Raw genomic sequence first — 22,436 nt, forward strand, 5'->3', positions numbered from 1 at the left:
CTGCCCCACGCCGTCGACGAAATCGAAGGGCGGGCCCTACGTAGGGAGGGGGGAAGCCTCTCTCCTACATGAGGACCCACCCATGCACCTCGCCCTCCTGGTCATCCTTGCTGCTGCCCCGGCAACACCCCAGACGTGGAAGTTTGAAACGGATGGCACTCCCGAGGTCCATATCGCCAATGTGGATGGCGCGGTGCGGGTGGATGCGGTAGACGGGAATAACGTGGTAGTTGAGGTAGTTCGGGAAGGTCCGGACTCTGCCCGGAACAAAACCGAGGTCCAGGTCGTCCAAGAAGGCGACGTGGTGAGGGCGCAGGTGTGCTGCGGGAAGTGCGAGGAGGAGCGGCACTCCTGCAAGGGTGACCTGGCGAAGGTGCGGTTCGCGGTGAAGGTGCCCCGGAGCACGGAGCTTCACGTCAGTGTCGTGAACTCAACCGTGTCAGTGACGGGCGTGACGGGGGAGCAGGAGATTGCGGCGGTCAACGGCCGTGTGGAAGTGAACGGCTCGGAGCGAAGGGTTTCGGTCAGCGCCGTAGATGGAGAAGTGGTGTTGGCGCCGCGGAAGGTCGTGACTACTTCTGTGAGCACGGTTTCAGGGGATATCCGGCTGAAGCTGCCGGCCAAGGCGGATGCGAAGGTGGAATTCAGCTCCGTCAGTGGAAGTTTCAATGGGAGTTCCGTCGCGCTCGGCTCGAAGGAGAGGAGCTACGGCGCCGGCACCCAGGAAGTCGAAGTCAGCACGGTGAGCGGCTCGCTCACGGTGCAGGAATAGCTTTCGAGGCCCGTCAAGCACTGGGCCCGGGGCGCTCGCCGGTGAAACTCCAAGGCGCCGGCGAGCGCTCATTTTTCAGACAGCCCCGGGTGGCCTTCCAGGCACCCGGGGCTTCGTCTATGCGGCGGGCGGGGAAGCGGCCGCGCCACCGGCCCGGTGCTCGGCGCCGATGGCGTCCCGCACCTGGCTGAAGCCATCCCGGGCGAGCAGGGCGGCGAGGCCGGGGAGGATGCGGCCCACCATGCCGGGCCCCTCGTAGATGAAGCCCGTGTAGACCTGCACCACGGACGCGCCGGCGCGCAGCTTCTCGTACACGTCCTGGGCGGTGAAGACGCCGCCCACGCCGATGATGGGCAGGGCGCCGCCGCCGCGCAGGTACGCGCGGCGGATGACGGCGTTGGCGGGCTCGCGCACGGGCGCGCCGGACAGGCCGCCGGCCTCCTTCGCCAGCGGGTGCTCGAAGGGGCGGGCGAGGGTGGTGTTGGTGGCGATGAGGCCCGACAGGCCACACGCACGCACCACGTCCACCACCTCGTCCACGGCCTCGGGCGTGAGGTCGGGGGCAATCTTCAGGAACAGCGGCTTGCCGGGAGCCACCGAGGCCAGGCGCTCCTGCACGGCGCGCAGCAGCTGGCCCAGTGCTTCCGGCTCCTGCAGCTTGCGCAGGCCGGGCGTGTTGGGCGACGAGGCATTCACCACCACGTAGTCGCCCAGCGGCGCGAGCGCGTCCACGCAGGCCACGTAGTCGTCCACCGCCTTCTCCAGCGGCGTGTCCTTGTTCTTGCCGATGTTGACGCCCAGCGGGCCGGGGCGCCACGTGAGGGCGCGCAGGCGCGTGGCGGCGTCCGTGGCGCCGTGGTTGTTGAAGCCCATGCGGTTGATGACGGCGCGGTGCTCCGGCAGGCGGAACAGGCGCGGCGTGGGGTTGCCGGGCTGGGGCCGGGGCGTGAGCGTGCCAATCTCCACCGCGGAGAAGCCGCAGGCGAAGAGGCCGTCCACCGCCTCGGCGTCCTTGTCCAGGCCGGCGGCCAGGGCCACGGGGTGGGCGAAGCGCAGGCCCGCGATGTCCACGGCCATGCCCGGCGTGGCACCGCGCAGTGCCTTCTCGCGCATGGAGGCACAGAGGCCGTGGGCGCGGCCGAGCTGGTGCAGCCCGGCCATGCCCAGGCGGTGCGCGCGCTCCGCGGAGAGCTGGAAGAGGAGCGAGCGGGTGAGTCCGTACATGGGCACGCTCAGGCGGGGATGAACGAGGCCTGCCGGGCCCAGGCGAGCGTCTGGTCCACCTGCTCCGGCGTGAGGATGCCGTTCTGCTCGATGATTTCGATTTCCCGGCGCATGTCCGTCTCGAGCAGGTAGGGGCCGTCGGTGTTGATGGTGAACTTCACCTTGCGGTCCCAGAAGGTGCGGCAGATGTGGCGCAGCTCCTCCACGCCCTCCACCGCCTTGGTGTGCAGGTTGGACGTGGGGCACAGCTCCAGGACGATGTCGTTCTCCCGCAGCACCTTCATGGCGTGCTCGTCGTAGGCGGCGCGGATGCCATGGCCGATGCGGTGCGGCTTGAGCTTCTCCACCACGGACATGACGCCCTCGGCGCCGGTGCCGCGCGTCTCGCCGGTGTGCACGGTGCACTTGAGGCCGGCCTTGCGGGCGCGCGCGAAGAGGTCCTCGTACTCGGCCACGCGCTCGGCCTTGAGCTCCATGGCGTTCGTCTCGGTGCCGGCCAGGTCGATGCCGTACACGCCGCGGGTGCGGTACTTGATGGCCTTGTCCACGATGATGCTGTTGAGCTTGTGGTCGAACTCGCGGGCCAGGCAGAAGATGAGCCCCATCTTCACGCCGTACTCCAGCACCGCGCGGTCCATGCCGCGCAGCGCGGCGTGGATGATGTGGTCCAAATCGAGCTCGGAGTTGAGGTTGCGCTTCATGGGGTTGAAGCGCAGCTCCATCTGCGTCACGCGGCTGCCGCGGTACTCCTTGCCGATGACCTCATAGACGGAGCGCTCAATCGCGCTCGGCGAGGACTGAATCTTCTCCGTCCAGGTGTGGAGGATCTTCAGGTAGTCGTCGAGGCTCCCGACCTTGCCGGGCCGGGAGGTGATGAGCTCCACGAAGTCGAAGTAGTTCTTTACGGGGAGCTTGAAGCCCTGCTGGTGGGCGATGGACCAGAGGATGTGGGGCGCAACGGCGCCGCCCACATGGATGTGCAGGTCGATGAGTTCGCGTGCCATGGCGGCATGTATGCACAGTGCCGGGCGCGCGTAAAGGTTACCGCCGGAGCAGCACGTACACCGCCCCGGCGCCCCCGTCCTGCGGACGTGCGGTGGCGAACGCCAGCACCATGTTCCCCACGCGCTTCTGGGACAGCCACGCCCGGACGCTCTCCTTGAGGACGGGAATCTGGTCCTTGGAGTTCAACCCACGTCCGTGGACGATGAGCACACACCGCTTCCTGGCGCGGCGGCTGTCCGACAGGAAACGCTCCACGGCGTCCCGGGCCGCCGCCTGCGTCATGCCGTGCAGGTCCAGCTGGCCCTGCACGGAGAAGTCGCCCCGGCGCAGCGCGCGCAGCAGGTTCCGGTCGATGCCCGGCCCCGCGCCCTCGAAGTATTCGTCGCCGCCGGTGATGTCGAAGTCGCCCTGGCCCGCGACGAGCTCCGAGAGCTCGGCGAGCGCCTCGGCATTCTCGTCGATGATTTCGGGCAGGCGCGGGTTGGGCGCCGGGGCCTCGCCGCGGTTGGTGACCTGCTGCACGCCGTCCATGGCGGAGTAGAAGAGGGCGGCCTCGTCGGCCTCGCTCATCCTGGGCTCCTTCTTCGCCTTCGGAGGGGGCGGCGGGGCCTTGCGCTTCGCGGCCTCGGCGGCAGCGGCAGCGGCCTTGTCCTGGGCCTCCTTCTTCTCCTGGTCCTTCATCGCCTTGATGGCGGACTTGAAGGGGTTGTTGTGGAACGCCTCGTCCTTCTTCTTCTGGCTCATGGGATTCCTGGGTTTAACCCGGCGCTACAGTCCGCGCAGTCGTCGAATCTCTTCGTAGGCATCCCGGACTTCCTGGAAGCGGCGGGAGGCCTGCTCGGCGGCCTGCCTTCCGGCGTGGGCGGCCTTGTCGGGATGGTGCTCGGCGGCGAGCTGGCGGAAGGCGCGCTTCACCTCCGCGTCGCTGGCGTCCGGGGTGAGGCCGAGCACGGCGTAGTGCTCGTCACCGTCGCCCAGGTGCAGGGTGGCGATGGCCTGCTCGTCGTCCTCGGAGATGCCCAGGCCCCGGGCCGCGCGGCGGAGCGCCTCCCGCTCGGAGCGCTGGAGGGCGCCGTCCACCAGGGACAGCTCGAAGAGGGCGTCGAGCAGCCGGCGGCACTCGTCGGAAGGGAGCTGCTCTCCGCACGCCTGCGCGGCGGCGTCCAGGTCCGGCGGCCGGGCGAGGAACTCCTTGAGATGGACGCGCACGAGCTGGAGGGACTCGGGGCCGTAGCCGAGCGTGGTCTCGAAGTAGCGGCGCACCTCCCGCACCTCCTCGCGGCGGACGTCGCCGTCGGCGTGGGCCACCTCGATGAAGACGGCGCATATGTCCCGAGCCAGCTCCTCGTAGGCCTCGGGCTCGCGGGGCAGCGGCTCCTCGAGGTGCAAGGCCTCGCGTTCCAATTCCTCTTCCGGCGTCAGGAGGGGCGCGGGCGGGACGAAGTCGGAGAGCAGGTCGGATGTGTTGCCGGTGAACCCGGCGTGCTGCTCGTCCACGCGGTGGCCGACGAAGCCTCCCACGGCGGCGAGGAGGACGATGGCGAGCGGGTGTCCGATGAGCAGCCCCACCGCCAGCCCGACAATCGCCCCCAGAACTTTTCCCGCGCCCATGGCCGAGGTTTCACTCCCTTTCCGCCGGGGAGTTTTGCATAGAGTGCGCCGCAATATGGCCCAGTTGATTGATGGCAAGGCAGTGGCGGCGCGGGTGCGGGCGGAGGTGAAGGCGGAGGTGGACCGGCTCAAGGCGGAGCGCGGCCTCACCCCCGGGCTCGCCGTGGTGCGAGTGGGCGAGGACCCCGCGTCCAAGGTCTACGTCGGCGGAAAGAAGAAGGCCGCCGCGGAGGTGGGCTTCAACTCGTGGGAGCACCACCGCGACGCGAGCATCACCCAGGACGAATTGCTCGCGCTGGTGCGGCAGCTCAACGACGACCCGGCGGTGCACGGCATCCTCGTGCAGCTGCCGCTGCCCAAGCACATCGACGCGGACGCCATCATCTCCGCGGTGAAGCCGGAGAAGGACGCGGACGGCTTCCACCCGATGAACGCGGGCAACCTGCTGCTGGGCCGGCCCGCGACGCGCGCGTGCACGCCCTACGGCATCATGCGGCTGCTGGAGGAGATTGGCTGCGACCCGGCCGGCAAGCGCGCGGTGGTGGTGGGGCGCAGCAACATCGTCGGCAAGCCGATGGCGCTGATGCTGCTCCAGAAGAACGCCACCGTCACCATCGCCCACAGCAAGAGCGACGTGCGCCGCGAGGTGGAGGGCGCGGACATCGTCGTGGTGGCGGTGGGCGTGAAGGAGCTGGTGAAGGGCGAGTGGATCAAGCCCGGCGCGGTGGTCATCGACGTGGGGATGAACCGCCTGCCGGACGGCAAGCTGGTGGGCGACGTGGAGTTCGCGAAGGCCGCCGAGCGCGCCTCGTACATCACCCCCGTGCCGGGCGGCGTGGGGCCGATGACGATTGCCATGCTCATCCGCAACACGCTGGAAGCGGCCGAGCGCGGCGTGAAGTGACGCCCCCGGGGCCGGGCGCTACCCGCGCAGCCAGCGCTCCAGCTGGTTGCGCTTCTTGCCCCGCACGCTCGTGCCCAGGCTCAGCTGGTCGAAGTTCCACCGCGTGCGAAGCCGCTCGGCCGAGGCCGCGAGCCAGGCCGGGAAGTCGGCCGGCACGCACGTGCCCAGGCCCAGGTCGTCGCGGTGCACCGTGTCGCTGGTGAAGGACGTGCTTCGCGGGCGCAGCATGTCGGCGGGGTTGGACTCGGACAGCGAGGCGTGGAACCACGTCGCCGAGCGGCTGTCGACGGACAGGTGCACCTGGTGCCGATAGGCCGGGGCCCCGTCGAACGCGGGCGAGGAGATGTGGACCTGGAACCAGAAGGCGTCGGGCTCGCCGAAGCCCAGCTCCTTCGCGAGGCCGAGCGCGGGCGAGCGGGCCTGCCGCGCCTCGAACAACGCCTTCATGCGTGAGAACAGGTCTTCCATCACCGGCGTGGAGCGCGCGTGCGTGCGCAGGGCCTGGAGCCGGTCCAGCTCCCAGTCCTGCTGCCGCACCGCCCGCTCGATGTGGGGGATGAGCGCGTCGAGCGAGGCCGCGGAGCCGTCGGCGGCCAGCACCGCCAGCAGGTCCAGCGACACCTGCTCGCACGCCACGGCGGCCGTCTGCAGGGCCTGGAGGACGCGCGGCTGGTCCGCCAGCGCCTGGAACTTCGCCTTCTTCTGCTTCGAGCCCCAGGCGTACGTCGTTTCCAGGCCGAGCAGCACCTGCATCGCCTCGTCCCAGTCGGCGGCGAGCACGTCCGCCTGGGCGTCGCGCCGGACGTACTCGCGGATGATGAAGGCATGGGGCCGCCGGTCGGGCTCGAGCAGCTCCAGGATGACGCGGATGACGGGCGCCGGGAGCCGCCGGCACGTCCGTGCGAAGAGCCACGCCGGGTGGTAGCTGTCTCCGATGAGCCCCACCGCGGCGCGGGCCGCCAGGGCGGGGTCCACGTCCTCCGGGAGCGCCTTGAGGACCTCCAGGAGGTTCGAGCGCTCGTGGTACGGCGTCCGGAGGACGGTCTCGATTTCCCGAGGGGTGGGGCGCTTGGGCATGGCCACGTCCTGGCGCGAGCTCCAATCCCGGCGCCTGACGCGACTCGTACCCCAGGTCTCGGCGAATGGGAACCGAGCCGTGGTGCGAGTGAGGGGGCGCGGTGCCTCACCGGGCGCTGGAGCGCCGCCGCTTCAGCACCCACAGGAGCCCGCCGAGGCCCGCCGCCAGCACCGCTCCGGACGGGCTCGTGTCACAGCCGCACCCGCTCGAGTCCCCCGGCTCCGCCGGCGTCAGCCCATGTCCCGGGGGCGCATGGAGGAGCTGCTGCGCGCGCTCGATGAGCCGGGCCCGTGCGTGCTCGAAGGCCGTCGGGTCGAGCGACACCTGGTCGGGCGCGGGGATGAGCTCGCGGACCACCTGCTCGGCGAACGCGGGGTCTCCGGCGCGCTCGACGAGCTTGAGCCACTCGTAGTCCTGGACCCCCGCGCGGAGCAGCTTGATGCGGAGGCTCGGGAGCGGCACCTGCGACTGGCCGCCAATCCTCGCTGGCGTGCCCGGGTAGAAGAGCGTCCCGTCGCCATTGCCGCCGTAGAAGAGCTGGTCCGTCCACGCGGTGGTCAGCCGCGCGCCGGTGTCGTAGTAGGTCTCGCCCGAGGCGCGCAGGAGGAACACCATCCAGGGCATGGCGCGGTTGAGGTTGGCCGGGTAGTCCACCATGTACGCGGGCCAACGGTCTCCGTGGGGAAGGTCTCCGGTACATCCGTGACTGACGCAGCTCTGATACAGCCAGAGTGACGTGCCGGTTCGCGCGAGGAAGGCGTCGTATTCCTCCCGGGCCGCGTCCGCGTCGGGCTGGGGGCCCGCCGGAGCGATTCGCTGGATGAGGACGGACATGCGGCCGATGAGCCCGTCGACCCCGTGGGTGCGTGCCACCGGCAGCGTGGTGGTCACCATGCGGAGCAGCTCCGGCACGGAGCGCTCGAGCAGGGTGGCGCGCAGGCGCACCTCGTCGAACGAGCTGAAGAACGGGGGCTCGTCCCCGGTATAGTCGTACGCGCGCTCGAGCCAGCCCCGGGCGGAGAAGTGGGCCACGAAGGAGGAGAGGGCCTGTTCCTCCAGGGGCCCCAGGTACCGGACGCTCGTCATCCGCGCGCCGCGCAGGCGGGTGGGCGCGGTGCCGTCCAGCAGGGGCGCGTACGCCGCGTCGAACGGCTCCCACGGCCCCACTTCCGGCTGGAGGACCAGCACGTTGGAGAGTGTGAAGCGGTGGTCGAGCGCCAGCCGGGCATAGCGCGCGACCAGCTCCAGGAGCACGGTGTCGCCTCCGCAGTCCTTGCGTCCGGTATGCGCCTCGCAGACGTGGTCCGCTCCCAGGCCGAAGGACGTGGGGTAGGACGGCGTGCTCGGCAGGGTGACGTCGACGACGGTGAGCGTCACGGGGACGGAGGCGGTGAAGCCTCCCCGGGCCTGCACCTCCACCTCGCCCTGGTAGCGCCCGGCAGGTGCGTCCTCCGGCACGAGCACGTCCACCCAGAGGGCCCGGGCCTCGTTCGCGGGCACGTCGAAGGGGAAGGCGTTGCGTGGCTCTCCGACGACCTCGTCCACCGCGGGGATGAGCGCATCCGGCCACCGGCCCGAGGGGATGGTGCGGTTCGAGGGGGTGGAGATGTCCAGGAACTCCTGCCGGTACAGCGTGAGCTGGCGGCTCCCGAGGTGCGCGGGCCCCACGAGCGCATCGAACCGGGCCGTCACTTCCGCCGCGCCGGTGTCTCCGCCGTGAATCACCACCTGGAAGCTCAGGGCCTCGTTGCGCGCGCCGAGCAGCTCCACGGGGGGCGCCGCGCGAGGCTGGGTTTCCGGACGCACCTTCACCATCAGGCTCTCGCCGTAGACCTGGGGGCCGGCGAGCGCGGACAGGCCCGCCAGCGTCAGGCCCAGCGACAGCACTCCCGGCCATGACCTCCCATGTGTTCGCAAGGCCCGCTCCCGTCACCGGTGACAGGGAAGGAGATGGGGCGCGCGCATCCGGGCTCCCACCTGTCCTCCGGGGCAGCGGCGCGGAATGAACATTCCTTAGGATTCAACAGAACGCGAGACGGGTTGCGCATAGATGCTCTTGCGCAAGAAGCCTGCTGCGGCCGGTGTGCCTGCCTGTTCTTCAGCCCGGCTGCCTCCGCTTCCAGAGGAGTATGAGTCAGCGCAGTTGGGGGACACCCGTCGCACCCAGAGACTGGTGGCCATTGCCGAGCGGCTCGCGCCTGCGCCCGGCACTAGCTTTCCGGAAGCCTGCCGAGGCGCGGCGGAGCTGGAGGGGTGCTACCGCTTGCTGAGCAATAAGAAGGTGGAGTGGGCGGACGTGCTGGCGCCCCATATCGCGCAGAGTCTTGCGCGCTGCCAGGCCGCGGCAGCGCAGGGCCGCCCCGTGGTCGTCGCTCACGACACCACCAACGTGCGGTTTGTGGGCAGTGAGGCGGGCGTGCGCGAGGGGGTGGGGACGCTCAACCGAGGCGAATCCGGCTTCGAGGCCCACCTGGCGCTCGCCTGCAGTCTACCGTCGCCTGAGCACGTGCTGGCGCACCCGTTGGGCGTTGTCGGACTGCACCCCCACGTGCGTCCTGTGCGCCCCAAGCGCACCACTGCGCAGCAGAAGAAGGAGAGCCAGGCACGCCCGCAGGCAGAGCGTGAGTCGCAGATGTGGCAGACGCTGGCGCACACCGTGCAGCAGCGGTGCACCCAGGCCGGCGTGCCCCAGGTGGTGCACGTCATGGACCAGGAGGCCGACAGCTTCCGTCTCTTCTACGAGCTGACCCAGCATGACTGCGCCTTCGTCATCCGCACTCGCTTCAACCGGCTGGTGGACGCACTGGGCTCTGAGACGGACCCGGCCCGCCACCTACACGCCGCACTCGAAACCGCACCGACACTGCTCACCCGAGAGGTGTCGCTCGGGGCGGTCAAGGCCCGGTGGAAGGGCCGCAATGGGGGCGCGCCCGCCAAAAAGCAGCCCGCACGGCAGGCGCGCACCGCGCACCTTGAGGTGCGTGCCCGAAGCGGGTTGGTCCTGCACGCCAGCGAGTACTCCCAACGCGATGCGGACGTGCCCTCCACCCTGACTCTCAATGCGGTGGAGGTGGTGGAGCCGCGGCCTGCCGAGGGCCAGCAACCGGTGCGCTGGGTACTGCTGACGACGCTGCCGGTGGACACCCCGGAGGCTGTCGCGCACGTGGTGGATTGCTACCGGGCACGCTGGAGTGTGGAGGAACTCTTCAAGGCCCTCAAGACAGGCTGTGCCTTGGAGAAGCGTCAGTTGATGAGTTTGCACGCGCTGCTCAACGCCCTCGCACTCCTGCTTCCGCTGGCCTGGCGCCTGCTGGCCCTCAGAACCTTGGCGCACCAGTCCCCCACCACTCTCGCTACGGACCTCTTCAGCCCCGACGAGCTCGCGTTGCTGCGCCATCTCTCGGTGCGCGTGCACCTCGGCCCCAAACCCACCTGCGGTGAGGCACTCCTCGCCCTGGGCGGGCTGGGCGGCCACCTCAAACACAACGGACGCCCCGGGTGGCAGACGCTCGCGCGCGGCCAGGACAGGCTCACCACGGCTCTAGAGGGATGGCTGGCTGCTCGGGCCGCTCCAGAGTTCTGTTGAATCCTAAGGAACATTCCTTCCATGGGCCTGGGTCGCCCGGGCGGGCACGGCTCACTCGACACCGCCGCCCTTGCTGTCTCCGCCCGTGTACGAGCTGCCACCCGTCGCCGAGCCACCGCCCATGATGGTGCCACCGGCGCCCGAGCCATGCGTGCCGGAGCGATGCGCGCTGGGAAGACTGACCGTGCGCGAGCTGCTCCTTCGCTTTTCCCCCGTGTCGGAGTCCTGCCCCGCGCTGGCCGTGGTGTCGCCCGTGCTGCCCGCCTCCTGGGCCCGCCCCTTCGTGCAACCACCGGCTCCGAGTGAGAGCGACACCAGGGCGCCCACGAGCGCGGCCCCCCGGAGAGTCTTCGTCGTCATGGCGGTGCGCCTCCCGACCCCATGCGGGTCCGCGCAACGGTGGGCAGGCCCGCGGGGGGCGGGTATCGCTCTCGGGTTCGGGCCTGCCTCCGCGCGTGGACACCGCGCGTGACGCAGGGGCAGTGCCGCTGCGTCCGCTTCAGGACGCGGGGAGGCCGCTACTGCTCACAGAGACCCGGGCAGGGACAGGTGATGCACTGCTGCTTCTCGCAGTGTCCCTCGGAGCAGTCCTCGTCGCTCTCGCAACCGGCGATGCAGCGCGCGTCTTCGTTCGTGCAGCCCACGCACGCGAAGTCAACCGCACACTGGGAACTGGACTGACAGACGGCCCCGGCGGGGAGGTTGCCGCTGTCGCGGGGCTGGGAATCACCACAGCCGGCCAGCAGTCCCACGGAGATTGCGAGGAGCATGAGGGTTCGCATGGGCCCATCTTGCTTCATCTCGCATGCCACGGGCCTGCTCCGCGCGAGACTTCTCCCCTCCGCACGCGGGAAACCGACACCCGGGGCCGGGCGGCTCGGATATTCGAGGGGCACGCTGCTAGGTTTCGGACCCGAGCCCCCGACAGCGGGGAAGGGGAGGGAGCCGTCATGCCGACGCGCGAGGAGCGAATCACCGGTGGGGTGTACGGGCTGTTGATTGGCGACGCGCTCGGGGTGCCCTACGAGTTCCATTCGCCGCGGCAGCTTCCCCCCGCAGAGGCCATCGACTTCGAGCCGCCCACAGGCTTCCAGCGCGCGCACGACGGCGTGCCGCCGGGCACCTGGTCCGATGACGGGGCGCATGCGCTGTGCCTGCTGGACTCGCTGCTGTACCGCGGCCACCTGGACCTGGAGGACCTCGGGCGGCGGCTGGTGAACTGGTACGAGTGGGGCTACCTCGCCGTGGACGGCAAGGTGTTCGACGTGGGCATCCAGACGAGCGCGGCGCTGGCGCACTTCCGCGCCGGAACGCCCGCGCTGATGTCCGGGCCGAAGGGGGAGCGGGACAACGGCAACGGCTCGCTGATGCGCGTGCTGCCGATGGCGCTCTGGCACCGGGGCGATGACGCGAAGCTCGCCTCGGATGCGATGGCGCAGTCGCGGGTGACGCACGGGCACATGCGCTCGCAGGCGTGCTGCGCGGTGTACTGCCTGTGGGCCCGCCGCATCCTGGAAGGCGCCAGCGAGCCGTGGGCGGACGCGCTGGCCACCTTCCGTGAGCTGTACCCGGAGGGCTTCGAGGCGCGCACGGAGCTGGACACGTACATCGCGCGGCCGGACGCGGAGGACGCGCCGGGCAACGGCACCGGGTACGTGGTGGACTGCCTGCGCTCGGCGCGGCAGTGCGTGGCGGCGGGGCGCGACTACGAGGGCGTGGTGAAGGCGGCAATCCGGCTGGGGCACGACACGGACACCACGGCGGCGGTGGCGGGCGGAATCGCCGGGCTCATCCACGGCCTGCAGGGGATTCCGGAGCGGTGGCGGGCGGCGCTGCGCGGGCAGGAGCTCCTGAAGCCCCTGCTGGACAAGCTGCTCGCCCCCGTCCGGGGATGAGCCTCATCCCCGGACGGGGCTCGTGGAGGCCGCCGCGGCGGCTCAGGCCTGGAAGGCTTCGCGCACGCCGTCGCGGCGCAGGGTGAACAACATCCAGATGGCCACCGGCACGCCGACGACGCAGCCGGGGGACAGGATGTACAGCGCGGTGATGCCGCCCACCGTGGCCAGCCCGTAGCCCTTGAGGTTCAGCGCGTTCAGCGCGCCCCACGCGGACAGCACGCCGCAGAGCAGGCCCACCAGGAGCATGAGCACCAGCGTCGGAGACAGCTCCAGCGTGGTGGGCGTGGCCCCCTCGGGGACGAACGGCGACGTCACCTTCAGCGCGGCCAGCACGAAGCCCGCGAGGTTGTAGATGATGTTCAGCGCGCCCACGCACAGCAGGAAGAACGCCGGCGGCCGGACGATGTTCAGGACCCTGAGGCGCGGGTCATTGGGGGGAAGCTGGATTCCAGGGCCACTCATGAACGGGCTCGCAGAGCGCTCACAATCATCCGCGTCGCCGGGGACTTGTTGAGCGTGTAGAAGTGGATGCCGGGCACGCCGCGCGAGAGCAGCTCCATGCACTGCACCGTCGCGTGCGCCACGCCGAGCTGCACCAGCGCGTCCGGCTGGTCCTTCACCCGCTCCAGCTGCAGCGCCAGCCGCATGGGCACGGTGGCTCCGCACATCCGCGTGAAGCGCTGGAGCTGCTCGTAGTTCGTTATCGGCATGATGCCGGGGACGATGGGGACGTTGATGCCCGCGCGCCGTGCCCGCTCCACGAAGTCGAAGAAGAAGGCGTTGTCGAAGAAGAGCTGCGTCACCACGAAGTCCAGCCCCGCGTCGACCTTCTCCTTCAGATGACGCAGGTCGTCGTCGCGGGAACCCGTCTCGACGTGGCCCTCCGGATAACACGCCCCTCCGAGGCAGAAGTTGAAATCCTCTTCTCGGATGAATCGCACCAGCTCCGACGCGTACTGGAACCCGCCCGCGGCGGGCACGAAGGTCTTCTCGCCCTGCGGCGGGTCTCCGCGCAGCACCAGCACGTTGTCCAGCTTCGCCTCCGCCAGCCGCTTGAGCAGCTCGCGCAATTCGTCCCGCGTGTGGCCCACGCACGTCAGGTGCGCCATGGCCTCGATGCCCGTCTCCTTCTTGATGCGGGTGACGAGCTCCACCGTCCTGTCCCGCGTGCTCCCGCCCGCCCCGTAGGTGACGGACACGAAGCCGGGCTGCAGGGGGGCCAGGTCCTCGAGCGCCTTGAGGAGGTTGGCCACGCCCTCGTCCGTCTTCGGCGGGAAGAACTCGAAGGAGAAGCAGGGGTTGGATGGATTCAACCGATTACGAATCTTCATGTCGCCCCCAGTGTAGACGTTCCCCGTCGGCCTTGATTGGCGAAGTCTCGCGGCTATAGTCCGCGCCGTTTTCCACACCCCTCCAGGAGAGATTGATGGCCCGGCGTACGCCCCTCAACGAGGCCCACCGCAAGTTGGGGGCTCGGATGGTCGACTTCGTGGGTTGGGACATGCCGGTCCAGTACTCGTCCGTCATCGGCGAGCATGAAGCCGTGCGCACCGCCGTCGGCCTGTTCGACGTCTCCCACATGGGCGAGGTGGAGTTCTCCGGCCCCGGCGCGCTGGAGACGGTCAACGCGCTCATCTCCAACGACCTCGCCCGCATCTCCGACGGCCAGGCCGTCTACGCGGGCCTGCTCGACGAGAAGGGCACCTTCGTCGACGACATCGTCGTCTACCGCTTCAGCCCCGAGAGCATCTTCATCTGCGTCAACTCCAGCAACCGCGAGAAGGACTTCGCCTGGATGAAGGAGCACGCCAGGGGCGTGAAGCCCGTGGACCGCGGGGACGACTTCGCGCAGATCGCCGTGCAGGGCCCCAAGGCCGCCGGCCTGGTCCAGCGCCTGACGAAGACGGACACCTCCAAGATTGGCACCTACCGCTTCGCCGAGGGCGAGGTGGCGGGCGTGAAGAGCGTCATCTCCCGCACCGGCTACACCGGTGAGGACGGCTTCGAGCTGTACTGCGCGCCGGATGACGCGGTGAAGCTCTGGGACGCGCTGCTCACCGAAGGCCAGCAGGACGGCGTCAAGCCGTGCGGCCTGGGCGCGCGCGACAGCCTGCGCACGGAGATGAAGTACGCGCTCTACGGCAACGACATCGACGACAAGCACACCGCGCTCGAGGCGGGCCTCGGCTGGATTGTGAAGCTCGACAAGCCCACGTTCATCGGCAAGGACGCGCTGGTGGCGCAGAAGGCCGCAGGCGTGAAGCGCAAGCTGGTGGGCTTCGAAGTCACGGGCAGCGGCATCCCCCGCCACGGCTACGCCATCCTCAAGGACGGCAAGCCGGTGGGCGAGGTGACGAGCGGCACCATGGGTCCGTCCGTGAAGAAGCCCATCGGCATCGGCTACGTGCCCACCGAGCTGTCCGCGGAGGGCTCCACCTTCGACGTGGACATCCGCGGCCGCGCCGTGCCCGCCGTGGTGGTCAAGACGCCGTTCTACAAGAAGCCCTGAAACCTTTTAGCCCCGTTTGAGGAGCAACGACATGGCCGATACGATTCCCGGCGACCTGAAGTACACCAAGGACCACGAGTGGGCCCGCGTCCAGGGCAAGGTGGTGGTGGTGGGTGTCACCGCGCATGCCCAGGAGTCGCTGGGTGACGTGGTGTACGTGGAGCTGCCGAAGGTGGGCGGCACCGTCACCGAGGGCAAGCAGTTCGGCGTCATCGAGTCCACCAAGGCGGTGTCGGAGCTGTACTCGCCGGTGACGGGCACGGTGGTGAAGGTGAACGACGCCCTGGCGGACAACCCCTCCACCGTGAACACGGACCCCTACGGGGCGGGCTGGATTGTCGAGGTCGAGCTGTCGGACCCCAAGCAGGTGGACGCGCTCATGGACGCCACCGCGTACGGCAACCTGCTCAAGAGCGCGTAGTCCGGACACGCCGCCCTCCCGCTGTTAGTGACGGTCCTCGATTTTTTCGACTCACGACTCGCACGCGAGCCCGACTGCCATGTCCTTGAATTGGAAGTACCAGGAGTCGTTCGCCGGCCGTCACAACGGACCGGACGAGCATGAGCTGAAGCAGATGTTGTCCGCGCTGGGCGTCACCTCGCTGGATGCGTTCATCGAGCAGGCCGTGCCCCCGGCCATCCGCTCCAAGGAGCCGCTCAAGCTCGCGCCCCCGCGCGGTGAGCACGAGCTGCTCGCGCAGCTGGAGGCGATTGCCGCGAAGAACCAGGTGTTCCGCTCGTACATCGGGATGGGCTACAGCGACACCCACACCCCGAACGTCATCCTGCGCAACATCTTCCAGAACCCGGGCTGGTACACGCAGTACACGCCGTACCAGGCGGAGATTGCCCAGGGCCGGCTGGAGGCGCTGCTCAACTTCCAGACGCTCATCATGGACCTGACGGGCCTGGAGGTGGCCAACGCCTCGCTGCTCGACGAGGGCACCGCCGCCGCCGAGGCCATGGCGCTGGCCGTGCACCAGAAGGGGGACGGGCAGGGCGTCGCCTTCTTCGTGTCCGACGGCTGCCACCCGCAGACGGTGGACGTGGTGCGCACCCGCGCCGAGCCGCTGAACGTGGAGATTGTCGTCGGCGACCACCGCACGGTGGACCTGGGCTCGAAGAAGTTCGTGGGCGCGCTGGTGCAGTACCCGGCCACCGACGGCGTGGTGCACGACTACCGCGCCTTCGCGGACAAGGTGCACGCGGCGGGCGGCCTGCTCGTCGTCGCCGCGGACCTCTTGAGCCTCACGCTGCTGACGCCTCCGGGCGAGTTCGGCGCGGACGTGGCGGTGGGCAGCGCCCAGCGCTTCGGCGTCCCCATGGGCTACGGCGGTCCGCACGCGGGCTACTTCGCCACGAAGAACGCGTACACCCGGGTCATGCCGGGCCGCATCATCGGCGTGTCCGAGGACGCGCAGGGCCGCCGCGCGCTGCGCATGGCGCTGCAGACGCGCGAGCAGCACATCCGCCGCGAGAAGGCCACGAGCAACATCTGCACCGCGCAGGTGCTGCTGGCCGTCATCGCCAGCATGTACGCCGTCTACCACGGGCCCAAGGGGCTGAAGGCCATCGCCGAGCGCGTGCACGGCCTCACCGTGGTGCTGGCGCGGGGCCTGACGAAGCTGGGCCTCAAGCTGAAGCACGAGCAGTACTTCGACACGCTGCGCGTGGAGCTGACGTCGGCGCACGTGCGCGCGGTGCTCGCCGCCTCCGAGGCGGCGCGGATGAACTTCCGCCGCATCGACGAGAAGACGCTGGGCGTGTCGCTCGACGAGACGACGCGGCCCGCGGACGTGGAGTCCATCCTCGCGGCCTTCGCCACCGGCACGGGCAAGGCGACCGCCCCGTCGCTGGAGGAGCTGGGCGGCAGCGTGGAGACGCCGGTGGAGCCGGCCCTGCGCCGCACCAGCGAGTACCTCACGCACTCGGTCTTCAACAGCTACCACTCCGAGACGGAGATGCTGCGCTACATCCGGCGGCTCGAGGCGAAGGACCTGTCCCTCACGCACTCGATGATTCCGCTGGGCAGCTGCACCATGAAGCTCAACGCCACCGCGGAGATGATTCCGGTGACGTGGCCGCAGTTCGGCAAGCTGCACCCGTTCGCCCCCACCTCGCAGGCGGCCGGCTACAAGGTCATCTTCGAGCAACTGGAGCACATGCTCACGCAGGTGACGGGCTTCGCCGGGTGCTCGCTGCAGCCCAACGCCGGCAGCCAGGGTGAGTACGCGGGCCTGCTGGTCATCCGCGCCTATCACCAGAGCCGCGGCCAGGGGCACCGCGACGTGTGCCTCATTCCTTCGTCCGCGCACGGCACCAACCCGGCCTCCGCGGTGATGGCGGGCTACAAGGTCGTCGTCACGAAGTGCGACGAGGACGGCAACATCGACCTGGCGGACCTGCGCGCCAGGGCGGACGAGCACAAGGACAAGCTCGCGGCGCTGATGGTGACGTACCCGTCCACCCACGGCGTGTTCGAGGAGGACATCAAGGAGATCTGCTCCATCGTCCACGAGCGCGGCGGCCAGGTGTACATGGACGGCGCCAACCTCAACGCCCAGGTGGGGCTCACCGCCCCGGGCCTCGTCGGCGCGGACGTGTGCCACATCAACCTGCACAAGACGTTCTGCATCCCCCACGGCGGTGGCGGCCCGGGCATGGGCCCCATCTGCGTGGCGAGCCACCTGGTGAAGTTCCTCCCCGGCCACCCCGTCATCCAGACGGGCGGCTCGGAGGCCATCGGCGCCATCTCCGCCGCGCCGTGGGGCAGCGCCAGCATCCTGCTCATCTCGTGGATGTACGCCACCATGATGGGCGGCGAGGGCCTCACCCAGGCCACCAAGCTGGCCATCCTCAACGCCAACTACATCGCCGAGCGGCTCCAGCCGCACTACCCGGTGCTGTACCGCGGCAAGCGCGGCAAGGTGGCGCACGAGTGCATCGTCGACCTGCGCCAGCTCAAGAAGACGTCGGGCATCGAGGTGGAGGACGTGGCCAAGCGCCTCATGGACTACGGCTTCCACGCGCCCACCGTCTCCTTCCCGGTGGCGGGCACGCTGATGATTGAGCCGACGGAGAGCGAGTCCAAGGCGGAGCTGGACCGCTTCTGCGACGCGATGATTCACATCCGCCAGGAGATTCGCGACATCGAGGAGGGGCGCATGCCGAAGGACAACAACGTCCTGAAGAACGCCCCCCACACCGCGCGCGTCCTCACCGCTCCGGAGTGGAACCGTCCCTACTCGCGCGAGCTGGCCGTCTTCCCCGTGGCCTGGGTGCGTGAGAACAAGTTCTGGCCGTCCGTGGGCCGCCTGAACAACGTGCTCGGCGACCGCAAGCTGGTGTGCTCGTGCCCGCCCATCGAGGACTACATGACGGCGGACCCGAAGGCCGCGGTGGCCTGACCCTGCCCCCACGGCGACGCTGAAGCACCCGGGCCGTCTCCCCTCGCGGGGAGGCGGCCCTCGTCTTTTCCGGCACCGGCTATGTGCCGCTGGCCCGCCTGCTTCACGGCCGGCCCGCCAGCGCGCCGTCCTCACGCCCGGGTGACGGGCGGCACCCGGAGGATGCCTGGGCGAATGCTCATCGTCAGTTGGGCGACAATGTGGGTGGACGAAGGAGCAACGTGTGGACCGCAACCCTCCCGAGCCAACGGAGGACACCCGGCTTTCGAGCAGCACCCCCTATCTGGACCAGATCCTCGACGGAGGCTGGCTGCGTGGAGGGCTCTACATCCTCACCGGGCCGCCGGGCACGGGGAAGACGACGCTCGCCAACCAGATGTGCTTCCAGCTGGCGGAGAAGGGTGAGCCCGCCGTCTACGTGACGATGCTCACCGAGACGCATGGGCGGATGGTGCTCCACCTGCGCTCGCTGGCGTTCTTCGACGCGGGGATGGTGGGCACGCGCGTCCACTACCTCAGCGGCGTGGACGCACTGAGGACGCGGGGCGCGCAGGGCCTGCTGGAGCTGCTCACCCAGGTGCTGCGGGACAAGGGCGCGCGGCTGCTCGTCATCGACGGGTTCTCCGTGGTGCGCGAGCACATCCGCGCGCACGTGGCGCTGCGCGAGTTCCTCCAGGCCCTGTCGTCGCGGGCCGGCCTCATGGGCTGCACCACCTTCCTCCTCAGCTCCGAGGAGGGGAAGGGGACAGACGTCGAGTACGTCATGGCGGACGGCATCCTCGCCCTCGGCACGGAGCGGGTGGGGCTGAAGGCCGCCCGGGCCCTGGAGGTGGTGAAGTTCCGGGGCAGCAACAACCTGCCGGGCCGGCACACGTACATCCTCAACGAGCACGGGATGTCCGTCTTCCCGCGCTACGAGGCGCTCAACCCGAAGAACTCCGAGAAGGTCGCCGACCCGGACGTGCGCTCGCGGTGGGGCATCGCCGGGCTGGATGCCATGTGCGGCGGAGGGCTCGTCACGCTGTCGTCCACGCTGGTGATGGGCAGCCCGGGCTGCGGCAAGACGCTCTTGGGGCTGCACTTCCTGGTGGAGGGCGCGAGGCAGGGTGAGCCGGGCCTGTACTTCGGCTTCTCGGAGCGCGGCGGGCAGTTGATGCGCAAGGCGGACACGGTGGGCCTCCCGCTGCGGGCCCTGGTGGAGTCCGGCACCCTGCGCCTGGAGACGCGCGCGCCGGTGGAGACGCTGCCGGACGCCATGGCGCAGGAGCTCCTCGAGCTGGTGGATGCGCACCACTACCGGCGCATCTTCCTGGACGGCCTGGAGCCCTTCGCCCGCGAGTCCATGGACCCGGAGCGCGCGCCGCGTTTCATCGCCGCGCTCCTCAATTCGCTGCGCGACAGGGAGGTCACCGTGCTGATGACCCAGCACCCCGACGAGCTGTTCGGGCCCGAGCTGCACTCGCCCATGCGCGGCGTGGAAGCGCTCTGCGACAACATCCTGTTCCTGCGCCTGTTCGAGGTGGACGCGTGCCTGCACCGGCGCATCTCCGTGCTGAAGATGCGCGACAGCGACAATGACCCGCGCCTGCGCGAGCTGGTCATCTCCTCGCGGGGCGTGGAGGTGCGGGAGCCGGGCGCCCTGCCCGAGCCGCGGGAGCCCGACCCGCCTCGCAAGCCGCGCCGCCCGCCGGCGGGGAAGAAGGCCTCCCGTGGCGTCCGGGGGAGGAAGCCGCGATGAGCCGCATCCTCGTCGTGGAGGACGAAGACATCCTCGCGGCCACCCTGTGCGAGGTCCTGGAGGACGAGGGCTACGAGGCCCTGTCCGCCCGCAACGGCCAGGACGCGCTGCGGCTGCTGGCGGAGAAGAGCCCGGACCTCGTGCTCCTGGACATGATGATGCCGCTGATGGACGGCACCGCCTTCCTCACGGCCAAGGCCCTGGACGCGACGATTCAACACGTCCCGGTGGTGGTGATGACCTCCGCGTCGCGCTCCGTGCTCCAGGGACACGGCGTGGCGGGCTTCCTCGCCAAGCCCTTCAGGCTGGAGACGCTGCTCGACCTCGTCTCCGCCGCGCTCGAGCAGGGCGGGGCACGAAGCCGGGGAGGGTGAGCCTTCCCGGGGGCGGTGCGAGCGCTACGCGCGGGACGGCGTGGCGCTCGAGGGCTCGACATGGACGACCACGTCCACCACCTGCGGGTAGGCCTCCTGGAGCAGCGTCTCCACCTGGTCCGCCACCTCGTGGGCCTGTGCGGTGGACAGGAGCGGGTCCACCTCGATTTTGAGGTCCACGTAGACGCTCTCCTCCATGCCGCGGCTGCGCACGTTGCGGCAGGAGCGCACGCCCGTCACCTCCAGGGTCCGCCGCGCCACGTCCACCGGGTCCAGGCGCGCGGTGTCGGAGAGGATGCCCACCGAGTGCCGGACGATGCCGTACGCCACCCACGCCACGAAGAGCATGACGCCCAGGGCAATCAGCCCGTCCGCGCGCGGGAAGCCCAGCCACACCAGCAACAGGGAGGCGAGGACGGAGAGGGTGACGTAGACGTCGGACATCGTGTGGCTCGCGTCCGCCAGCAGCAGCGAGCTCTTGTACTTGTGCCCGTAGTGCCGCTCCACCCGCGTCACCACCATGTTGACCACGAGGGTGAAGGCCATGACGCCCGCCATCGTCGCCGTCACCCGCGGGTGCTTGTCGTGCAGGAGCGAGTCGAGCGCCATGCGCCCCAGCTCCAGCATGCCGATGCCAATCATGGCGCCGATGCCCAGCGACGCGAGCGCCTCGAACTTGCCGTGCCCGTAGGGGTGGTCCTCGTCCGCCGGGCGCGACGCGACGCCCATGGCCACGAGGCCCAGCACGTTGGAGCCGCCGTCGATGAAGGAGTGCAGCCCGTCCGCCGTCACCGACGCGGACTGGCTGAGCATGCCGAAGCCGAGCTTGGCGGCGGCCACCACCCAGTTGGCCCCCAGAATCGCCAGCAGGACGCGGCGGATCTTCCGGTTGCGCTGCTGCAGGGCGAGGCTGCGGTCGGTGACGGGCGTTTCCACGGCGCGGCAGGGTAGTGGGAAGCCCGCCCCGCCGCGAGCAACTCGTGCGGCCTCAGTTCGGCCCGCGGAACAGCCGCATGCGCGGGCCGCCGCCCATCTCCATGAAGAAGCCGAACTGGAACTTCACCTCCGCGTCCTGGCTCAAGAGGCCCGGCGGCGGGTTGGGGAAGGGCTGCGCGCGCTTGAAGGAGGACACGGCCTCCAGGTCCAGGAAGTCCAGGCCGCTGCTCTTGTCCACCTGGACGTCCTTGAGCTGGCCCTTCTCGTCGAGCGTAATCGTCAGGAGCGTGTACCGGTCCTTCCCCGAGTAGGTGGAGCCGGTGGGGTCTCTCCGGCGCAGCTGCTCGTTGGGGTTCCAGTGCATGCCCACGCTCTGCTTCACGCGGTTGAAGAAGCTGGCGTACTTCCACTCACGCGTGTTGAGCATGGTGGCGTCGCCCTCGTCCGCGTCGTCCAGGTGGTCATTGGGGGCGGCGCCCAGCACCTTGTCCATGACGGCGCGCGAGGGCTGCAGCGCGGCCATGCCCGGCGCGCCCGCGCGTCCGGCCGAGCCCGCCTCCTCGCCTCCCACGCCCGGCTGGATTTTCAGGCGCTTGGAGTTGCCCACCATCTCGTCGCTCTCGTTCTGGTTGTTCACCGAGACGCCCGGCCCCCGCGTGTTGGGGTCCGTCTTCACGGCCACCTCGTTCTTGCGGCGCGCGTCGGGGAGCTCGAGGGCGGACCTCTGCTTCGCCTCGGACAGGGGCTTCTCGTCGTTGCCCAGGCCGTTGTTGCCGGCGATGCGCGGCGCCTGCTCCTGGCGCGCGTCCGTGCCCTCCTGGGTCTGCGGCGCCGTGCGCTGCGGCATGGCGTTGCGGTAGAAGGGCGTCTGCTCCCGGGCGCGCGTCTCCTTGTCCACCTTGTTGTCGCTCTCGGCGAGGTACTTCGCGTTCGGGTCCACCTGGTCATTGCCCGGCGCGACGTCCACCACCTGGCCCTTGGGCTTGTCCTCGGGCTTCTTCTCCTCTTCCTTCCGGTCCTTGACGCGGGGACGCTCGGACACCTGCGACTTCGAGCGCGGGTCCACTGGCCCCCGGTTCTTCGCCCACTGGTCGGCGGTGAGCGGGCGGACGGCCACGGAGGTGGGCTTCGCGGGCCGCTTGTCCCGCGAGGGCGCGAGGCTGCCGGTGAGCAACACGGCCCCCAGGTAGACGCCGTGCAGCAGCAGGGCGAGCACCACCGCGGCGATGACGCGCCACGGGGAGCCCTGCCGCCTTCGGCGGCGCCAGTCTGTAGGTGAAGGACCCGTGCTCACGGCGCGATGATAAACCTCCGGGCCGGCGGCTTAGTCCCGTCCCGTTCGCGGCAGAACAGGCGGGCAGGGGAGGAGATTCGCGAGACGTGCACTGGTACGC

General features: G+C 69.8%; 21 protein-coding genes. 9 read left to right on the top strand and 12 right to left on the bottom strand.

Translation table 11 applies throughout. From position 1 onward, the window contains the following. Window positions 1-82 precede the first annotated feature (82 nt). Window positions 83-772, top strand: coding sequence for a DUF4097 family beta strand repeat-containing protein (locus tag ACX9TP_RS17520; protein ID WP_482980871.1), 690 nt, complete (start codon window positions 83-85; stop codon window positions 770-772). Window positions 773-889: 117 nt separating this feature from the next. Here ACX9TP_RS17520 and ACX9TP_RS17525 read toward each other — a convergent pair whose 3' ends face one another. Genes ACX9TP_RS17525 through ACX9TP_RS17540 form a run of 4 tightly spaced genes read right to left on the bottom strand, consistent with a single transcriptional unit; the run spans window position 890 to window position 4,612 of the window. Further along, window positions 890-1,996: a quinone-dependent dihydroorotate dehydrogenase gene (locus ACX9TP_RS17525; protein ID WP_482980872.1), complete on the bottom strand. Its 1,107-nt coding sequence runs from the start codon at window positions 1,994-1,996 to the stop codon at window positions 890-892. Window positions 1,997-2,004: 8 nt separating this feature from the next. Beyond that, window positions 2,005-3,000, bottom strand: a complete 996-nt coding sequence (locus ACX9TP_RS17530; RefSeq protein ID WP_482980873.1) for an amidohydrolase family protein — start codon at window positions 2,998-3,000, stop codon at window positions 2,005-2,007. Window positions 3,001-3,037: 37 nt separating this feature from the next. After that, the gene (locus tag ACX9TP_RS17535; RefSeq protein ID WP_482980874.1) at window positions 3,038-3,745 is read right to left on the bottom strand and encodes a Smr/MutS family protein; all 708 of its coding nucleotides are present in this window, start codon (window positions 3,743-3,745) and stop codon (window positions 3,038-3,040) included. A gap of 24 nt (window positions 3,746-3,769) precedes the next feature. Next, on the bottom strand, window positions 3,770-4,612 hold the full coding sequence (locus ACX9TP_RS17540; protein ID WP_482980875.1) for a TerB family tellurite resistance protein: 843 nt from the start codon (window positions 4,610-4,612) through the stop codon (window positions 3,770-3,772). A 55-nt stretch (window positions 4,613-4,667) separates the two neighbouring features. Here ACX9TP_RS17540 and folD point away from each other — a divergent pair, with 55 nt between their 5' ends. Then, on the top strand, window positions 4,668-5,516 hold the full coding sequence (folD, locus tag ACX9TP_RS17545; protein ID WP_482982189.1) for a bifunctional methylenetetrahydrofolate dehydrogenase/methenyltetrahydrofolate cyclohydrolase FolD: 849 nt from the start codon (window positions 4,668-4,670) through the stop codon (window positions 5,514-5,516). An 18-nt stretch (window positions 5,517-5,534) separates the two neighbouring features. Here folD and ACX9TP_RS17550 read toward each other — a convergent pair whose 3' ends face one another. Both ACX9TP_RS17550 and ACX9TP_RS17555 read right to left on the bottom strand, forming a co-directional pair. Next, window positions 5,535-6,593 carry a hypothetical protein gene (locus ACX9TP_RS17550; protein WP_482980876.1) on the bottom strand — a complete coding sequence of 353 codons (1,059 nt, stop codon included), beginning with the start codon at window positions 6,591-6,593 and terminating at the stop codon, window positions 5,535-5,537. A gap of 106 nt (window positions 6,594-6,699) precedes the next feature. Further along, entirely contained in the window at window positions 6,700-8,481 is a 1,782-nt protein-coding gene (locus tag ACX9TP_RS17555; RefSeq protein WP_482980877.1) for a DUF4091 domain-containing protein, read from the bottom strand. 286 nt (window positions 8,482-8,767) lie between these two features. Between ACX9TP_RS17555 and ACX9TP_RS17560 the strand changes: the two genes are divergently transcribed. Beyond that, window positions 8,768-10,180 carry an IS4 family transposase gene (locus ACX9TP_RS17560; RefSeq protein WP_482980878.1) on the top strand — a complete coding sequence of 471 codons (1,413 nt, stop codon included), beginning with the start codon at window positions 8,768-8,770 and terminating at the stop codon, window positions 10,178-10,180. A 51-nt stretch (window positions 10,181-10,231) separates the two neighbouring features. On the opposite strand, the gene ACX9TP_RS17565 is transcribed toward ACX9TP_RS17560, so the two are convergent. Together ACX9TP_RS17565 and ACX9TP_RS17570 are read right to left on the bottom strand one after the other, a co-directional pair. Then, on the bottom strand, window positions 10,232-10,540 hold the full coding sequence (locus ACX9TP_RS17565) for a hypothetical protein (RefSeq protein ID WP_482980879.1): 309 nt from the start codon (window positions 10,538-10,540) through the stop codon (window positions 10,232-10,234). A gap of 158 nt (window positions 10,541-10,698) precedes the next feature. After that, complete coding sequence (locus ACX9TP_RS17570; RefSeq protein WP_482980880.1) at window positions 10,699-10,962, bottom strand: hypothetical protein; 264 nt, start codon at window positions 10,960-10,962, stop codon at window positions 10,699-10,701. Between the two features lie 168 nt (window positions 10,963-11,130). On the opposite strand from ACX9TP_RS17570, the gene ACX9TP_RS17575 reads away from it, so the two are divergent. Beyond that, window positions 11,131-12,075 carry an ADP-ribosylglycohydrolase family protein gene (locus tag ACX9TP_RS17575; RefSeq protein ID WP_482980881.1) on the top strand — a complete coding sequence of 315 codons (945 nt, stop codon included), beginning with the start codon at window positions 11,131-11,133 and terminating at the stop codon, window positions 12,073-12,075. 42 nt (window positions 12,076-12,117) lie between these two features. Here the strand turns inward: ACX9TP_RS17575 and ACX9TP_RS17580 are convergent, their stop codons facing one another. Together ACX9TP_RS17580 and metF are read right to left on the bottom strand one after the other, a co-directional pair. Further along, window positions 12,118-12,540: a hypothetical protein gene (locus ACX9TP_RS17580; RefSeq protein WP_482980882.1), complete on the bottom strand. Its 423-nt coding sequence runs from the start codon at window positions 12,538-12,540 to the stop codon at window positions 12,118-12,120. Continuing rightward, on the bottom strand, window positions 12,537-13,409 hold the full coding sequence (gene metF, locus ACX9TP_RS17585) for a methylenetetrahydrofolate reductase [NAD(P)H] (RefSeq protein ID WP_482980883.1): 873 nt from the start codon (window positions 13,407-13,409) through the stop codon (window positions 12,537-12,539). The genes ACX9TP_RS17580 and metF overlap by 4 nt, the downstream gene beginning before the upstream one ends. Before the next feature lie 95 nt (window positions 13,410-13,504). Between metF and gcvT the strand changes: the two genes are divergently transcribed. From gcvT to ACX9TP_RS17610, 5 genes are all read left to right on the top strand, one after another. Beyond that, complete coding sequence (gene gcvT / locus ACX9TP_RS17590; protein ID WP_482980884.1) at window positions 13,505-14,587, top strand: glycine cleavage system aminomethyltransferase GcvT; 1,083 nt, start codon at window positions 13,505-13,507, stop codon at window positions 14,585-14,587. Between the two features lie 31 nt (window positions 14,588-14,618). Further along, window positions 14,619-15,008 carry a glycine cleavage system protein GcvH gene (gene gcvH / locus ACX9TP_RS17595; protein WP_482980885.1) on the top strand — a complete coding sequence of 130 codons (390 nt, stop codon included), beginning with the start codon at window positions 14,619-14,621 and terminating at the stop codon, window positions 15,006-15,008. A 79-nt stretch (window positions 15,009-15,087) separates the two neighbouring features. Then, complete coding sequence (gcvP, locus tag ACX9TP_RS17600; RefSeq protein ID WP_482980886.1) at window positions 15,088-17,994, top strand: aminomethyl-transferring glycine dehydrogenase; 2,907 nt, start codon at window positions 15,088-15,090, stop codon at window positions 17,992-17,994. A 223-nt stretch (window positions 17,995-18,217) separates the two neighbouring features. Further along, window positions 18,218-19,732, top strand: coding sequence for an ATPase domain-containing protein (locus tag ACX9TP_RS17605; protein ID WP_482980887.1), 1,515 nt, complete (start codon window positions 18,218-18,220; stop codon window positions 19,730-19,732). Beyond that, entirely contained in the window at window positions 19,729-20,106 is a 378-nt protein-coding gene (locus tag ACX9TP_RS17610) for a response regulator (protein WP_482980888.1), read from the top strand. The genes ACX9TP_RS17605 and ACX9TP_RS17610 overlap by 4 nt, the downstream gene beginning before the upstream one ends. Window positions 20,107-20,130: 24 nt before the next feature. On the opposite strand, the gene ACX9TP_RS17615 is transcribed toward ACX9TP_RS17610, so the two are convergent. Continuing rightward, the gene (locus ACX9TP_RS17615) at window positions 20,131-21,042 is read right to left on the bottom strand and encodes a cation diffusion facilitator family transporter (protein ID WP_482980889.1); all 912 of its coding nucleotides are present in this window, start codon (window positions 21,040-21,042) and stop codon (window positions 20,131-20,133) included. 52 nt (window positions 21,043-21,094) lie between these two features. Next, complete coding sequence (locus ACX9TP_RS17620; protein ID WP_482980890.1) at window positions 21,095-22,336, bottom strand: TonB family protein; 1,242 nt, start codon at window positions 22,334-22,336, stop codon at window positions 21,095-21,097. Window positions 22,337-22,436: the final 100 nt, after the last annotated feature.

This window comes from Pyxidicoccus sp. M15 (genome assembly GCF_056858435.1).